16 protein-coding genes are annotated in these 14,127 nt (G+C 63.4%); 6 read left to right on the forward strand and 10 right to left on the reverse strand.

The window, feature by feature from the left end:
* Window positions 1-28 precede the first annotated feature (28 nt).
* Genes ACZ5WQ_RS13465 through ACZ5WQ_RS13475 form a run of 3 tightly spaced genes read left to right on the forward strand, consistent with a single transcriptional unit; the run spans window position 29 to window position 2,398 of the window.
* Complete coding sequence (locus tag ACZ5WQ_RS13465; RefSeq protein WP_088275800.1) at window positions 29-421, forward strand: acyl-CoA thioesterase; 393 nt, start codon at window positions 29-31, stop codon at window positions 419-421.
* Between the two features lie 40 nt (window positions 422-461).
* Window positions 462-1,022 carry a TRAP transporter small permease subunit gene (locus ACZ5WQ_RS13470; protein WP_269688413.1) on the forward strand — a complete coding sequence of 187 codons (561 nt, stop codon included), beginning with the start codon at window positions 462-464 and terminating at the stop codon, window positions 1,020-1,022.
* On the forward strand, window positions 1,022-2,398 hold the full coding sequence (locus ACZ5WQ_RS13475; protein WP_269688412.1) for a TRAP transporter large permease: 1,377 nt from the start codon (window positions 1,022-1,024) through the stop codon (window positions 2,396-2,398). The genes ACZ5WQ_RS13470 and ACZ5WQ_RS13475 overlap by 1 nt, the downstream gene beginning before the upstream one ends.
* Before the next feature lie 41 nt (window positions 2,399-2,439).
* On the opposite strand, the gene ACZ5WQ_RS13480 is transcribed toward ACZ5WQ_RS13475, so the two are convergent.
* The 6 genes from ACZ5WQ_RS13480 to ACZ5WQ_RS13505 form a co-directional block, all read right to left on the reverse strand.
* Entirely contained in the window at window positions 2,440-4,503 is a 2,064-nt protein-coding gene (locus ACZ5WQ_RS13480; RefSeq protein ID WP_464382464.1) for an LTA synthase family protein, read from the reverse strand.
* 26 nt (window positions 4,504-4,529) lie between these two features.
* Window positions 4,530-4,934: a diacylglycerol kinase gene (locus ACZ5WQ_RS13485; RefSeq protein WP_088275805.1), complete on the reverse strand. Its 405-nt coding sequence runs from the start codon at window positions 4,932-4,934 to the stop codon at window positions 4,530-4,532.
* Window positions 4,924-5,634: a lipopolysaccharide kinase InaA family protein gene (locus ACZ5WQ_RS13490; protein ID WP_464382465.1), complete on the reverse strand. Its 711-nt coding sequence runs from the start codon at window positions 5,632-5,634 to the stop codon at window positions 4,924-4,926. The genes ACZ5WQ_RS13485 and ACZ5WQ_RS13490 overlap by 11 nt, the downstream gene beginning before the upstream one ends.
* Window positions 5,631-6,323 carry a class I SAM-dependent methyltransferase gene (locus ACZ5WQ_RS13495; protein ID WP_088275807.1) on the reverse strand — a complete coding sequence of 231 codons (693 nt, stop codon included), beginning with the start codon at window positions 6,321-6,323 and terminating at the stop codon, window positions 5,631-5,633. The genes ACZ5WQ_RS13490 and ACZ5WQ_RS13495 overlap by 4 nt, the downstream gene beginning before the upstream one ends.
* 138 nt (window positions 6,324-6,461) lie before the next feature.
* A complete protein-coding gene (locus ACZ5WQ_RS13500; protein ID WP_464382466.1) occupies window positions 6,462-7,724 on the reverse strand; it encodes a sensor histidine kinase in 1,263 nt (420 codons plus the stop codon).
* A complete protein-coding gene (locus tag ACZ5WQ_RS13505) occupies window positions 7,721-8,398 on the reverse strand; it encodes a response regulator transcription factor (RefSeq protein WP_088275809.1) in 678 nt (225 codons plus the stop codon). The genes ACZ5WQ_RS13500 and ACZ5WQ_RS13505 overlap by 4 nt, the downstream gene beginning before the upstream one ends.
* 114 nt (window positions 8,399-8,512) lie before the next feature.
* Between ACZ5WQ_RS13505 and ACZ5WQ_RS13510 the strand changes: the two genes are divergently transcribed.
* Genes ACZ5WQ_RS13510 through ACZ5WQ_RS13520 form a run of 3 tightly spaced genes read left to right on the forward strand, consistent with a single transcriptional unit; the run spans window position 8,513 to window position 11,914 of the window.
* Window positions 8,513-10,474 (forward strand): LTA synthase family protein, encoded by a 1,962-nt coding sequence (locus tag ACZ5WQ_RS13510; protein WP_464382467.1) that lies wholly within the window; start codon window positions 8,513-8,515, stop codon window positions 10,472-10,474.
* Window positions 10,471-11,214, forward strand: coding sequence for a phosphatase PAP2 family protein (locus ACZ5WQ_RS13515; protein WP_464382468.1), 744 nt, complete (start codon window positions 10,471-10,473; stop codon window positions 11,212-11,214). Before ACZ5WQ_RS13510 ends, ACZ5WQ_RS13515 begins: the two co-directional genes overlap by 4 nt.
* Window positions 11,201-11,914 carry a dual specificity protein phosphatase family protein gene (locus ACZ5WQ_RS13520; protein WP_464382469.1) on the forward strand — a complete coding sequence of 238 codons (714 nt, stop codon included), beginning with the start codon at window positions 11,201-11,203 and terminating at the stop codon, window positions 11,912-11,914. The genes ACZ5WQ_RS13515 and ACZ5WQ_RS13520 overlap by 14 nt, the downstream gene beginning before the upstream one ends.
* A 4-nt stretch (window positions 11,915-11,918) precedes the next feature.
* Here ACZ5WQ_RS13520 and lepB read toward each other — a convergent pair whose 3' ends face one another.
* From lepB to ACZ5WQ_RS13540, 4 genes are all read right to left on the reverse strand, one after another.
* Window positions 11,919-12,773: a signal peptidase I gene (gene lepB, locus ACZ5WQ_RS13525; protein WP_464382470.1), complete on the reverse strand. Its 855-nt coding sequence runs from the start codon at window positions 12,771-12,773 to the stop codon at window positions 11,919-11,921.
* 54 nt (window positions 12,774-12,827) lie between these two features.
* The gene (locus ACZ5WQ_RS13530; RefSeq protein WP_464382471.1) at window positions 12,828-13,223 is read right to left on the reverse strand and encodes a DoxX-like family protein; all 396 of its coding nucleotides are present in this window, start codon (window positions 13,221-13,223) and stop codon (window positions 12,828-12,830) included.
* Window positions 13,216-13,617 (reverse strand): thiol-disulfide oxidoreductase DCC family protein, encoded by a 402-nt coding sequence (locus ACZ5WQ_RS13535; RefSeq protein ID WP_233048545.1) that lies wholly within the window; start codon window positions 13,615-13,617, stop codon window positions 13,216-13,218. Before ACZ5WQ_RS13535 ends, ACZ5WQ_RS13530 begins: the two co-directional genes overlap by 8 nt.
* Before the next feature lie 64 nt (window positions 13,618-13,681).
* Entirely contained in the window at window positions 13,682-14,083 is a 402-nt protein-coding gene (locus tag ACZ5WQ_RS13540; protein ID WP_233048546.1) for a nuclear transport factor 2 family protein, read from the reverse strand.
* Window positions 14,084-14,127 lie beyond the last annotated feature (44 nt).

Genomic DNA, 14,127 nt, shown 5'->3' on the forward strand with positions numbered 1-14,127 from the left:
TTACAATAGACCACTGTCGAGTCTACCAATGCACGAATTAGATACCGATCCCGTGCCACAGGGCGAACTGGCGCTGAAAATTACCGCCCTGCCGCGGGACTGCAACAGCTTTGGCGACATTTATGGTGGCTGGCTGGTAGCCCAGATGGATACCGCCGGCACCAGTATCGCGGCCCGCATAGCACGCGGCCGCGTTGCCACCGTTGCGATTGACCGCATGGGGTTCATGGTGCCGGTTCCGGTTGGCGCCCAGCTCGCGTTCCATGGCGAGGTACTGGATATCGGCCGCAGCTCGATCAAGATCCTGGTCGAAGTCTGGAGCGAAGATCTGGCCCACGACGAAAGCCGCAAGGTAACCGAGGCCACCTTCGTCTTCGTTGCCATCGACGATCGCGGCCGCACCCGGGTCATCCCGTCCTGATCGAGACGGCTGCCCGGCGGCCCTGACGGACTGCTGTCACATGTTCCAACGCCTTACCGCCACGGGCCTCTCACTGGCCTGCCTCATCGACCGTGCCACCAGCCTGCTGGGGCGCAGCGTTGCCTGGCTGACACTGCTCATGGTGCTGCTCACCTGCGCCGTGGTGCTGCTGCGTTACGGCTTCGATATCGGCGCCACTGCTACCCAGGAACTCATTCTCTACGCGCACTCGCTGGTGTTTCTCGGCGCCGCGGCCTGGGCTCTGCAGCGCGATGCCCATGTACGCGTCGACATTTTCTTCCGCCGCCTGCAGCAGCGCGGCAAGGCGCTGGTCGACTTGACCGGCAGCCTGCTGTTTCTGCTGCCCATGTGCCTGTTTCTGGCGTACAACTGCTGGGATTACGTCGGCATGTCGTGGCAACGACAGGAGCGCTCGGCCGATGCCGGCGGTCTGCCCTGGGTCTATCTGCACAAGAGTCTCATCCTGCTGCTGGTCGCCAGCCTGCTGCTGCAGGCCGTGGCACAGATCCTCAAAACGCTGGCGGTACTGAGTGGCGTCCGGCCCGGACACCTGCCAGCCAGTCATGAGGAGCACCTGTAATGGGCGGGGAATTCATGGCGATTGCGCTGTTCGTCTGTCTCTGTCTGGCGTTGATGGCCGGCTACCCGGTGGCCTTCACCCTGGGCGGCATCTCGCTGCTGTTCGCCGGTATCGGCATCATCTTTGACCTGTTTGAGCCGAGCTTCCTGGGCGCCCTGCCGAGCCGCCTGTACGGCACCATGACCAATCAGACACTGATGGCGGTGCCGCTGTTCGTGTTCATGGGTGTCATGCTGGAGAAATCACGCATCGCCGAGGATCTGCTCGACGCCATGGCGCGACTGTTCGGTGGTTTGCGCGGCGGGCTGGCGTTCTCGGTTTGCATCGTCGGCGCGCTGCTGGCGGCGAGTACCGGCATTGTCGGCGCCACCGTGGTCACCCTCGGCCTGCTGGCGCTGCCGACCATGCTGCGCCGCGGCTACGACCCGGCGCTGGCTACCGGCACGCTGGCGGCAACCGGCACCCTCGGGCAGATCATTCCGCCGTCGATCATTCTGGTGCTGCTGGGCGATGTGCTGTCCAACGCCTATCAGCAAGCGCAGCAACGGCTCGGTATCTTTTCTCCGAAGACGGTCACCGTCAGCGACCTATTCGTCGGTGCCCTGCTGCCCGGGTTGCTGCTGGTCGTGCTGTATCTGCTGTATCTGGCCTTTGTCGCCTGGCGCCAGCCCGGCAAACTGCCCGCGCCAACCGACGCGGAGCGCGCCGCCGTCTCGATCCCCCAATTGCTGCGCAGCCTGCTGCCGCCGCTGCTGCTGATTATGGCGGTACTGGGGTCGATTCTGGGCGGCATTGCCACCGCCACTGAGGCCGCCGCCGTTGGCGCGCTGGGCGCAGCAATTCTGGCCCTGGCCAAACGCCAACTGAGTTTTGGCAAGCTGCGTGAGGTCGCGCAGGCGACCGCCGAAATCAGCGCCATGGTGTTCATGATCCTGCTCGGCGCCTCGATCTTCTCGCTGGTGTTCCGTGGCTTCGGCGGCGATGACCTGATCCACGACCTGTTCCACGCCCTGCCCGGCGGCGCCTTCACCGCGATGCTGGTGGTGATGCTGGCAATCTTCCTGCTCGGCTTTATCCTCGACTTTATCGAGATCACCTTTGTGGTGGTGCCGATTGTCGGCCCGGTCCTGCTGAGCATGGGCATCGACCCGGTCTGGCTCGGGGTGATGATCGCGCTGAACCTGCAGACCTCATTCCTGACGCCGCCCTTTGGCCTGTCGCTGTTTTATCTGCGCAGCGTCACCCCGGCCAGCGTCCCTACCTCGGCGATCTATCGCGGGGTGCTGCCGTTTATCTTCATTCAGTTGCTCATGCTGCTGATCGCCGCCTGCTGGCCTGGCCTGGTGACCTGGCTGCCGGGGCTGCTGGCCCAGTAGCAGCGGCACAACCGGGCACCCGCCCGGTTGCCTGCAGCAGCTCAGCCATCCTTGCCGGCAGCCACCTCAACACCCACCCTATCCTCCAGCAGCGCGCTGGTCGCGGTCTGCACATAGGCCTTGAGCTGCGCCTGCAGCTCGCCCGACACCTCTGCCTGCTCGGTCACACTGGCCTGCGGACCGAGCTGGTAGCGGTAGGCGCGGGGCTGTTCACCACGCGGCTGCACCACCAGTTCATCGCCACGCAACAGCCCCACCGTCTGGCCGCCGCCTGATGGCTTGATCACGCCAAAGCCCCGGTCATCCGCGGGTAACGTCAGCAGATCACGCCCCCAGCACTGGTGCTGCACCGCGCCGCCAAGCCGCCCCATGATGGTCGGCACTACGTCAACCTGGGTGCCGACAATGTCATTGTGCGTACCAAAGCGCTCGGTGATACCGGGCGCGATCAGCAGCATGGGCACGTTGAAGCGCAACAGGTCCAGATCGGTCAGCTGGCGCGGCGTGCCGAAGCCATGATCGCCGATCACCACAAACAACGTGTCCTTGTACCAGGGCTGGTTGCGTACCTGATCGAAGAACCGGCCCAGCGCCCAGTCGGCATAGCGCATGGCGGTCAGGTGCTCGTCGTTAACACCCTGCCCGCTCACGGCATCTACCGGCAGCGGGTCTGGCAACGCGTAAGGCGTATGGTTGGACAGGGTCTGCAGCAGCGCGTAGAACGGGCGCGTATGATCCAGCGCATTCAGTTCGGTGACAGCGCGGTCAAACATGTCCTGATCGGATACGCCCCAGGTCGGGTCGGAAAAGACCGGATTGACGTAGTCATTGCGGCCGATGAAGTGGCGCATGCCCTGCTTGCCGAAAAAGCCCTTCTGATTGTCCCAGGCAAAGTCGCCGTTATAGACATACAGGTCGTCAAAACCGCGCTGGCTCAGCAGCTGCGGCAAGCCGGAAAACGCATGACCACCCTCCGGCTCCTGCATCAGGTACTCAAAGCCCGGCAAGTTGGGGAAGCAGGCCATGGTCGCGAACATGCCCTGATGGGTGTGGGTGCCGTTGGAGAAGTAGCGGGTGAACAGCAACCCCTCCTTGCTCAGCCTGTCGAACTCGGGGGTAATGCCCAGCGGGGAGCCCAGCGCCCCGGTGTAGTAGCCGGCAAAGCTCTCCATCAGTACCACCACCACATTGCGCACCGGCAACACGCTATCGACAGCGGGTTCAGATACGCGACGCACCGGCGCCAGCTCGGCGTCAATCAGCCGGTCATGTTCGGTCAACAGCAGGCTTCGGGTAATCCCGGTCGCCTGGTCATCGTCCATCAAACCAAGCCAGGCGTTATTGCGATGATCAGAGAACTGCGCCTTGGCGGCCGAATACAGGGTCAGCGCCGGCGTCAGGCCGAGTTGATTGGCAAAGGTCGAATCGGTGGTGAAAGCGTCCCCCCAGCGCAGCGGCGGGCCCTGACGCAAGGTGCCACGAGCCAGAACCGTTGAACTGACCAGCAACAGCAGCAGCACCGAGATGCGAGCCGCCAGCGCACCCAGACGGCTGTGCCGACGGTTCGCTGCGGTCGCGGGCAGCCTGGTACGGCGGTCCAGCCAGCGAAAACCGCGATACATCAGCCAACTGACCAGCGCCATACCCAGCAGCAAGCGCACCACCGGAAAGCCATACCAGAGCATGCTCAGTACAGTCGCCGGATCTTCCTGCAGATACTGGAACACCAGCGTGTTCAGGCGCTGGTGAAACTCGCGGTAGAAGCTCAGCTCGACAGTGCCAAGCAGGCAAAGCAGCACGGTTGCCAGCGTCAGCCACAGGCACTGCAGCGTGCGCATGGCCATCAGCCGCGCACTGAGGACGGTCAGCATCAGCGGCGCACCGACGATAACAACGACCCGCAGGTCGAAACGCAGGCCATTGAAGAAGGCTTCCAGCAAATCGCCACGGGTTACCTCGGCGGCCAGCTCCCAGTTCCAGGCCAGCAGCGCGCCGCGCAGCAGGGTAAGCATGAGCGTCAGTGCCGCCAGCGCACCGATGATAAACAGCAGTTGACCGCGCAGGCCAACCACCGGCCGGCTGGCCGGAGCAGTAGAGTGGGTCATCAAACAGGTTCCACAGGCAGGCCCGCTCAGGCGGGCGAGAACAGAATCAGGCTCCAGACGCTGGTGATCAGCAGCAGCGCGAGCATCTGCGCCGCACTGCCCAGATCCTTGGCGCGCTTGGACAGCGGGTGCAGCTCAAGCGAAATACGATCCACTACCGCCTCTATGGCCGAATTGATCAGCTCAACGATCAGCGCCAGCAGCACCACCCCGACCATCAGTGCGCGCTCTACGCCGCTGACCGGCAACCAGAACGCCAGCGGGATCAGCACTACGGCCAAAAACAGCAATTGGCGGAAGGCGGCCTCAAAGGTCAAGGCTGCCCGCAGGCCGGCGAGCGAGTAACCCGCCGCCTTGATGATCCGGACCACACCTCCACGACTTTTCAGTTTCAGCGCATCGTCAGCGCCGGACAGGGGCTCAGGCCGCATGACGGCTGTCCCCGTTACCGCCGGTCAGGCTCTGATAGCAGGCCAGAAAATACTGCCAATCCTCGTCAGGCATCCCTTCGCGGTGGCGGCACAGCTGGTCCAGGTCATGCCGCACCGCTCGACTGCGCAGCAGGCGACGACGGCTCTTCTCCAGATCCAGCAGGGCAACCTCGGCCTGGTCGCCGTTAACCCGGACATAGATATGCTTGGCGTACAGACAACCGTGCTGACGGCGCCCCCCGTGCAGCCGCCGCAGCACCACAGCCAACTGCTGCAGTACGGCACGTCGCCTGGTTACTGTCTCCTCGCTGGCGTACCACTGGCCCAGACTGACAAAACCAGTCAGCTCTTCGGTCACCAGCAACCCTTGCCACTGTCCTTGATGCTCACGGGCAGCACAAAAAACCAGTTTGGGTACCGGCACACCAAGTTGCTCGCAGGCACGCAGCGCCAGCTCCTCCCTCAGCACCGTGGGCCGACCAAGAGGGTGCAACCAGGTACGATAGACATGCCCAACCTGACGCTTGCTGTACAAGCGGGGCAAGCCGCGACTCTGGGGCGGCAGCAACTTGACCCCGCTCTGGCCACCGCGGCGCTGATTCGGCTCCTCTACCCACTTGCCGTCCATTTCCCACCAACGCTCGAAGCGTGCCTGACCAAAGGATGGCAATCGGCCCCGGGCCGAGATCACGGCGCTCATGCGTCCGCCTTGCGCAGCACGTAGACCCGCCACATGGCGTAGCCGGGCAGGAAATCGTGGTGGCTGATTTCGCTGAAGCCCGCCTCGCGAAACTCGGCTTCAATCACCTCGCGGGCCACCACAAAGCGGTTCTGATTCTGACCGGCACGCCCTCGCTTTGCCCGGCGCGCTTCCAGACGACTGCGCTTCCAGGACTTGTAATTGCCATCGACCCAGAGCGAGATGATCAGGGTATCGCGGGTGACACGGGCGCATTCACGCAGCAGGGCAAGACGGTGCTCATGATCGGCAACGTGGTGAATCAGCCGCATGCAGAAGATGCTGTCGACCGCGTTATCGCCCAGATCGATATCAAAGGCGGAGGTCTGGAACGCCTTGACCCGCCTTACCACCTCCGTCGGCTGGCCGGCTAGTGCGGTCTGGATCATGTCCGCCGAATTGTCGGCAGCCAGAATGACCCGATTCGGCGCCTCGGCCAGCAACGGCCAGAAACGACCAGCGCCGCAGGGCAGGTCCAGCACCAGATTGGGGTCACCGGCGTCTTTCAGCGCGCGGCGAGCCAGCTGCATGTCACGCCAGTTGGACAAACGACGCGACAAACCGGCCTGATGCTTGTCGAAATACTGTTGTGAGTGATCGCGGTCGTACTTGTCGGAGAACGCGAGCTCGATCGGTTTGCTTTCGGACATGACAATAACCCTGGTGGGAGTAGGTGCTGCCAGACTAGGCGCCCACGGATCAAGGTCGTGTCAAAGCGATGTCAAAATTTCGTGAAAAGCCAGAGGCCGAGCGATATCGGCCCGCGCGCTCGGCGGTGCAGCGGGCAATCAACCCAGCCGCACATCGAAACAGCTGCCGCCGGCGGCCAGCGAATGCATGCTGACTGACCAGCCCTGATGGGCGCAGATACGCTTGACCAGCGACAGCCCCAGCCCCAGCCCTTCACCACGGGCCTGGTTGCCACGGACAAAGGGTTCGAAGATGTCGCTTTGCTGGTCGGTTGGCACCCCGGGCCCGGTGTCTTCCACGCGGAAGCAGCCCGCCCCCAGCAGCAATCGAACCTGCCCCTGTTCGGTGTAGTGCAGCGCATTGCGCAGCAGATTGGACATGACCGTGCCGAGCAATCCCGGATGATACTGGCCGCTATCCTCCGCCTCGACGATCAGCTCAAAGCCCAGGCCCTTGTCGGCAAAGGCGCCCTGCCAGCGCTCGACCTGCTCCTGCGCAACCGAGAGCAAGGACGCATTGCCGGTCATCCTGACCGGCTGGCCCTTGGCTCGCGCCAGCAGCAGGAAGGTGCCAACCAGCTCGCGCATCTCCTCGGCAGCACGGGCAATGCGCTTGACCTGCCGTTGCTCGCGCTCGCCCAAATCGGCCGCTTCCAGCAGCTCGGTCGAGGTGGCGATAATCATCAACGGCGTGCGCAGTTCGTGACTGACATCGCCGGTAAACAGCCGTTCACGCTCCAGCGACAGGCGCAGCTGGCTGAGGGTGGAATCGAAGGCCTCAGCCAGGTGGCCAACCTCGTCGTCCGGGTATTCCGGCGCCAGTGGCGGCGCCAGCGGCAGCAATTGATCCCGGTGTCGCACCTGACCGGCCAGCCGGATGATCGGCGCCAGAATCTTTTGTGCCATCAGCAAACCCAGCAGACAGCCCAGCAGCACACTCAGCAGGAAGCCGGCAAATACTACGGCAAACACCACCCGCTCGCGGGCCTCGAACTCGGCTTGCTCCTGCACCAGAATAAAACGCTGCGCGCCAATCTCGCGAACGTAGACATAGGCAGCCTGATCGTCACCCACCAGTTCGCTGAAGCCCCCTTCGAGCGAGCGCAGCGACTCCGGTACCTCGTAGCCCGGCATGTGCGAGGCATACAGCCGGGTCTTGCTGTCGAGCCGGGGCGGCTGACCACGGGCCAGGTCCTGCTCCAGTACGGCAGTCAGTTCCTCGCTCATCTCCTGGGAGACCAGATGCTCCTCGACAAAATGCACAATGCCGACAATCCCCAGCGAAAACACCCCGCTGACCGCCAGCGTCATCAGCGTGAAGGCAATTACGATACGCCGGCGCAGCGGCTGCTTGCGAATCATTGCGCCGGCTCCGAAAGGCTGTAGCCAACCCCGTGCACGGTGTGAATCAGCGGCGTTTCAAAGGGTTTGTCGACGATCTGACGCAACTGGTGAATATGGCTGCGCAGACTATCGCTGTCGGGCAGTTCGTCGCCCCAGAGCGCCTCTTCCAGCACAGTGCGGCGAATCACCGCCGGGCTCTTGCGCATCAGCACTTCCAGCAGCTTGAGCCCGACCGGGTTGAGCTTGAGCGCCTTGCCGGCACGGCTGACCTGCAGGGTATCAAGGTCATAGCTCAGATCGCCGACCTCCAGTCGATGACGACCGCCACCGCTGCTGCGGCGCAGGATGGCTTCAATACGGGCTACCAGTTCGGATAGCGCAAAGGGTTTGAGCAGGTAATCATCGGCGCCAACCTTCAGGCCCTTGAGCCGATCGTCCAGCGCATCACGCGCGGTCAGCATGATAATCGGCGTGTCCCGACCGGCGTCCTCGCGCAGCCGCTGACACAGCTGATAGCCGTCCATGCCCGGCAGCATGATATCCAGCACAATCAGATCGTAGTGCTCGCTGACCGCCAGATGCAGCCCCGAAACCCCATCCTGGGCGCAGTCCACCGTGTAACCCTTGAGCTGCAGGTAGTCCATCACGTTGGCGAGGATGTCGCGGTTATCCTCGATGACCAGAATACGCATGCAGGAGCTCTCCAGAAAACCACACGGCTTGACGAAATTTTCACAGCGCGTTGACGCAGCGCCGACAGCAAGATCACCACACTGCGACGGTCGATTTCAACCATGGACTGTCACATGCCCCTGCTCAAATCCGCCCAGGCCCGTTTCCTTGGCTTGCTCGCAGCCCTCTGGCTCGGTGTTTTCGTTGTCACCCGTTCGATCCTGTTGCTGACCCACCTGGGCGAAGCGCAGCTCAGCGCCAGCGGTGTGCTGCGGCTGTATGGCGAAGGCATGATCTACGACCTGACCTTCCTGCTCTACGCCTTCGCGCCACTGGCACTGTACATGCTGCTGTGCCCTGCCCGGCTCTGGCGCAAGCGCTGGCATCTGCGTCTGCTGCAGGCAGCCATGACCTTCGGCGTCTTCCTGATGCTGTTCACTGCGGTCGCCGAATGGCTGTTCTGGGACGAGTTCGGGGTGCGCTTCAACTTCATCGCGGTCGACTATCTGGTCTACTCCGACGAGGTGATCAACAACATCCTCGAGTCCTACCCGGTCTATCCGCTGCTGGCAGCGCTGACCGTCATCGCCGTGATCACCACCGCGCTGCTGCAACCACGGGTTCGTCGCATCGCCGCCGCCCCCTTGCTGAGCTGGCCGGAACGCGGCATCAGCCTGGCAGGCGCAGCTACAGCCGTCGCCCTGAGCATTCTGGTGGTCGGGCAGGGCTTTCCGCGCAGCAGCGGCGGCAACGCCTATCAGCACGAGCTGGCCAGCAACGGGCCGTACCAGTTCTTTGCCGCCTTCCGTAACAACGAACTGGACTACACCCAGTTCTACCCGCAACTGCCCGAGGCCACCGCTGCGAGCGCCCTGCGTGAGGAAGTCAGCGAGCCAAACACCCGCTTTGTCGATACCGACCCGATGGGCATTCGCCGGCAGATCGACAACCCCGGCCAGCCGCGCAAGCTGAACCTGATTCTGGTCACCATCGAAAGCCTCAGCGCCAAATACATGGGCAGCGAAGGCGATGCCCGCAATCTGACCCCTAACCTCGACGCCCTGCGCAAGCAGAGCCTCTACTTCAGCCAGTTCTACGCCACCGGCACCCGCACCACCCGCGGCCTGGAAGCCATCACCCTGTCGATCCCGCCGACCCCCGGCCGCTCGATCGTCAAGCGCATCGGCCGCGAAACCGGATTTGCCAGCCTCGGTCAGCAACTCGGCGCGCAGGGCTACGACAGCGTGTTTGTCTACGGCGGTCGTGGCTACTTCGACAACATGAACGCCTTCTTCGCCGGCAACGGCTACCGCGTGGTTGATCAGGCCAGCGTGCCCGACGACGAGATCACCTTCACCAACGCCTGGGGCATGAGCGATGAGGATCTGTACAACCAAACCCTGAAACTGGCCGACGCCGATGCCGCTGCGGGCAAGCCGTTCCTGCTGCAACTGATGACCACCTCCAACCATCGCCCCTACAGCTATCCGGAAGGCCGCATCGACATCCCGTCCGGCACCGGCCGCGAAGGTGCGGTGAAATACACCGACTATGCCATCGGCCAGTTCCTCGCGCAGGCGCGCGAGAAGCCCTGGTTCAAGGACACCGTCTTCGTGTTCGTTGCCGACCACACCGCCGGCAGCGCCGGCAAGGAAGACCTGCCGGTGCACAACTACCACATCCCGCTGTTCGTCTACGCCCCAGGCCTGATCGACGCCCGCGAGGACAGCCGCGTGGCCAGCCAGATCGATCTGGCACCGACGCTGATGGGCCTGCTGAACATGGATTACACCTCGACCTTCTTCGGCCACAACCTGCTGCGCCCGGATACCGGCCCGGGGCGGGCGCTGATCGGTAACTATCAGCATCTGGGCCTGTTTGACGGTCAGGATCTGGCGATCCTCAGTCCGCGCGGGTTGATCCGCCGCCACGACGACGCCACCGGCCTCAGCGTGGAGCGAACAGCTGACGCCAACGACCCGCTGGTACGCCGCGCCATCGCTTACTACCAAGGGGCCAGCTACGACTACGGTCATCAATTGCTGGCATGGAACCCCACGAACACCAGCGGCAATACCAAGGTGAGCCAGCGATGAGCCACCGCACACGCGTATCGCGCCCTTTCCCGGTCGGCCGCTGGCTACTGATCCCAGCGGCGCTGATGGCCCTGATGCTGCTGTTCGACACCAGCACACTGGACTTCTGGTTCTCAGACCTGTTCTACGTGCCGGGCGATGGCTTTGTGGGCCGCCATAGCTTCTTCCTCGAAGACATCCTGCACGACCGGGTCAAGCAGGCGGTGATCGTGATCGGCGTGCTGGCGATTATCGGTTTTGTGCTCAGCCTGCTGCCGACCCGGCTGCGGCGCTGGCGGCCGGAGCTGAGCTATCTGGTGCTGTCGCTGGCCTTGGCTACCAGCCTGGTTACCCCGCTCAAGCAGCTGACCAACGTGCCCTGCCCCTGGAGTCTGGTGCAATACGGCGGCACAGAGATTCACACACCGCTGCTGTCAGCCCGCCCGGACACTAACAAGGCTGGACGCTGCTGGCCCGGCGGTCATGCCTCCTCCGGGTTCTCCCTGCTGGCCTTGTTCTTTGCCCTGCGTGACCGCTTTCCGCGGGCCGCCCGCGGCGCCCTGATCGGCGCACTGGCGCTCGGCACCGTGCTGTCACTCGGGCGCACCATGCAGGGCGCACATTTCCTCTCGCACAACGTCTGGACCCTGTTGTTCGACTGGTGCATCTGCCTGCTCTGTTACCGGCTGCTGCTGTATCGGCCAGCCGTGGCAGCGCATAACGTCAGCCAGGCAGGGGAGCTCCGCCATGAAGCCGCGTAATCTGTTGCTCGCAACCGGCCTGCCGCTGGCGCTGCTGGGTGTCATCGCCCTGGCCCGACCCGATGTACTGCGCAGCGACCACGTCGACATGCCGGCTCCCACCCTCAGCGCCGGGCAGGCACGTCCGGCCAACTGGGCCACCCCGATTGATCCGCAGCTGCGTCTGTATCGCATGGGGCCCAACCTGTATCGCAGCGCCCTGCCGGACAGCGGCGACCTGCCGACCCTGCAGGCGCAAGGTATCCATACCGTGATCAATTTCTACCAGCGCAACGACGACTGGCTCGACGGCAGCGAGCTGACCGCCATCCACGAACCACTGCACGCCGACCGGGTAACCGACACCGACGTGATCCGCGTGCTGCGCGCGATCCGCACCGGCCAGCAACAGGGTGGTGTGCTGATCCACTGCAAGCACGGGCAAAACCGCACCGGGCTGATGGCCGCCATGTACCGCATGGTGTTCGAGGGCTGGAGCCGCGAACAGGCGCTGGCCGAGATGCTCGAAGGCGGCTTCGGCGACGGAGAGCTGATGAGCGATGCGGTCGGCTACCTGAATCGGGTCGACGTAACGGCCGTGCGCGCCGCAATCGACGGCGGCAGCTGCAGCACCAGCGTGCTGGCGCTGTGTCATGTCAGCGACTGGTGGCACCACCAGAGCGGTGGGATCGATCAACGGGTCGCGCAGCTGGAAGACTGAGCCATCAGGATGCCGGGTGGTCCGGCTTGCTGATCAGCCAGACCATCTGGCCAACCACCCGCTCGGCAGCGACCGATCCCCAGTAACGGCTGTCGTTTGAGTTATCGCGGTTGTCACCGAGGAAGAAGTAATGCCCCTCCGGCACCCTGAAGGTCTGAATCGGCTGCTGCGCCGCACTGTCCAGCTGCTGCACCCGATAGGATTGCCCGCCAAGTTGCTCGCGGTAGATTCGTACCCCATCGGTGTCTGACAGCAGCTCGCGCGGCAGGCGCTCACCATTGATCACAACCCCATCCGGCGTCAGGGCAATCACGTCACCGGGCAGCGCGATCAGCCGTTTGACGTAGAGCATGTCGTGGTCAGGCGGATAGAACACGTAGACCTTGCCGCGCTGCAGGCGGGCCGCATCCAGGCGGTCACTGCCGGGCAGGGTGAGGCCAAACAGGCTGCGATGGGCAAAGCCCCACTTCTGCGCCACAAACAGATTGCCCTCAACCAGCGTCGGGTGCATCGAGGCCGACGGCACCTGGTAAGGCTCGTAAAGGAAGGTTCGCGCACCCAGAATCGCGAGCATCACCGCCAGATAAAGCCCCACTGCCACGCTGGCACGATTGAACCAGCGGCGTGGCGTCGATACATCGTAACGGCGCGCGATCAGCACCGCGTGCAGCGGACAGATCAGGCTGAACGCCAGTGTCAGGGCCAGCTCGAAGTACCAGTCGATCCCGGCGACCACCAGCGTCACCGGAAGGTAACCCCAGAACAGACGCGGGCGATTGACGTAGAGAAACACGAACGGCTGAAGCACGATGCCCAGCAGCACGGTCAGCCAGAGGCGGGGTTTCCAGGATGAAGGCACAACAGCTCCTTGCATACCGGGCCAACGCGGCCCGTCAGAGCGTTATGACCACAATCAGGCGTCCGTGTTGCAGCCGGATTCGAGATGGATGATCAACGCACACAGCAGCAGCGCCGGCAGATTGGTGGTTACCGGGTTGAAGGCCCCGAGCAATAGTGCCGGGGTAACCAGGGCAACGCCGGCAAGCAGACCAAGCAACCCAAGCGCGGCGGCAAGAACCGGCCAGCGGCCGAACCAGCCAAACAGAATCAGCAGCCCGAGCAGCACCTCGGCCACGCCGGCCAGCGGCGAAATGATCTGGGCATTCAGACCCAGACCCGCCGCCTCGACCATCTGCACTTCGACCGGGTTGAGAAACAGCACCTTGGGTACCAGGCCGTGATAAATGAACACAAATGCCAGCATCCAGCGGCACCAGCGGGCCATCTTCAGTAGGTCCGGGTTACTCATCGACAAAGCGCTCCGCGTGATCGGCCGCAGGCAGCCGGCACAGGTCATAGCGACCAAACAACCGGTAGCGATTCAGCGCAATACGGTCGTACAGCCAGTCGCGCAGCGGGCGCGGGATCAGCTGAAACACGCACAGAGCGCGCCATGGCCAGCCAAGCCGATGCATGACGACAAAGAACGCCGCGCTCTTCTCGAAGCGGCGTTCGCCATCCACCACCAGCATGGTCTCAAAGGTATCGGTCGGATAGTTGTGCTCCGCGAGCAGCCGCTGCCCCGCCGCCGACTGCACGCTGCACAGCCGGAACCGGCGCGCGGCATCGTGCTCGATAATAAAGTTGGCCCAGGCACTGCAGAGCTTGCATACACCGTCGAACAGAATGATGGGGGCGGGCACGATCTATCCTTTGCAATTGCAGCCGGGAACACTCCCCGAGCATAACAGCCGCCAGCGGCAGATGTCAGATCACCTGCTGGTACAGTCCGGCCCGGTACTGGCTGTAGGTATCAAGGAATTCCCACACCTCGCAGATCTTTGCGTCGCAGCAGCGAAAGCGCAGCAGATACTGGTTCAGATAGGGCTCACCGCTGCAGGTCTGCGCCGTCAGCTCGAAATGCACGACGACATTGTCGCCTTCACATATCAGCGCATGGCGACGGATCTGCAGGGTAGCAAAATCCAGCCAGCCGGCCCCCTTGGCCATCATCCCGAGAACACCGTCAATACCGGAAAAATCGCTGCCGAAAGGGTGCGCCGGCGGCAGGTGCCAGCGAATATCCGCAGCCAGATAGTCGGTAATCGGTGCCGCACTGCGCCCCTCTACCGAATCGAAATAACGCTCAACCAGTTCCTTGCTGTTCATGTTCAGCCTCACAATGAATTCAGCAAAGCCTGCCCGAGCCTCTC

The sequence above is a fragment of the Halopseudomonas sp. T1L2 genome (assembly GCF_055397385.1).

Bases quoted from the DNA above. Each gene is read 5' to 3' on its own strand.
- ACZ5WQ_RS13505 (WP_088275809.1), bottom strand. From the start codon at position 8,398: ATGCGTATTCTGGTCATCGAGGATAACCGCGACATCCTCGCCAACGTG.
- ACZ5WQ_RS13465 (WP_088275800.1), top strand. From the start codon at position 29: ATGCACGAATTAGATACCGATCCCGTGCCACAGGGCGAACTGGCGCTG.
- ACZ5WQ_RS13480 (WP_464382464.1), bottom strand. From the start codon at position 4,503: ATGACCCACTCTACTGCTCCGGCCAGCCGGCCGGTGGTTGGCCTGCGC.
- ACZ5WQ_RS13540 (WP_233048546.1), bottom strand. From the start codon at position 14,083: ATGAACAGCAAGGAACTGGTTGAGCGTTATTTCGATTCGGTAGAGGGG.
- ACZ5WQ_RS13530 (WP_464382471.1), bottom strand. From the start codon at position 13,223: ATGAGTAACCCGGACCTACTGAAGATGGCCCGCTGGTGCCGCTGGATG.
- ACZ5WQ_RS13490 (WP_464382465.1), bottom strand. From the start codon at position 5,634: ATGAGCGCCGTGATCTCGGCCCGGGGCCGATTGCCATCCTTTGGTCAG.
- ACZ5WQ_RS13495 (WP_088275807.1), bottom strand. From the start codon at position 6,323: ATGTCCGAAAGCAAACCGATCGAGCTCGCGTTCTCCGACAAGTACGAC.
- ACZ5WQ_RS13485 (WP_088275805.1), bottom strand. From the start codon at position 4,934: ATGCGGCCTGAGCCCCTGTCCGGCGCTGACGATGCGCTGAAACTGAAA.
- ACZ5WQ_RS13520 (WP_464382469.1), top strand. From the start codon at position 11,201: ATGAAGCCGCGTAATCTGTTGCTCGCAACCGGCCTGCCGCTGGCGCTG.
- ACZ5WQ_RS13500 (WP_464382466.1), bottom strand. From the start codon at position 7,724: ATGATTCGCAAGCAGCCGCTGCGCCGGCGTATCGTAATTGCCTTCACG.
- ACZ5WQ_RS13510 (WP_464382467.1), top strand. From the start codon at position 8,513: ATGCCCCTGCTCAAATCCGCCCAGGCCCGTTTCCTTGGCTTGCTCGCA.
- ACZ5WQ_RS13470 (WP_269688413.1), top strand. From the start codon at position 462: ATGTTCCAACGCCTTACCGCCACGGGCCTCTCACTGGCCTGCCTCATC.
- ACZ5WQ_RS13475 (WP_269688412.1), top strand. From the start codon at position 1,022: ATGGGCGGGGAATTCATGGCGATTGCGCTGTTCGTCTGTCTCTGTCTG.
- ACZ5WQ_RS13515 (WP_464382468.1), top strand. From the start codon at position 10,471: ATGAGCCACCGCACACGCGTATCGCGCCCTTTCCCGGTCGGCCGCTGG.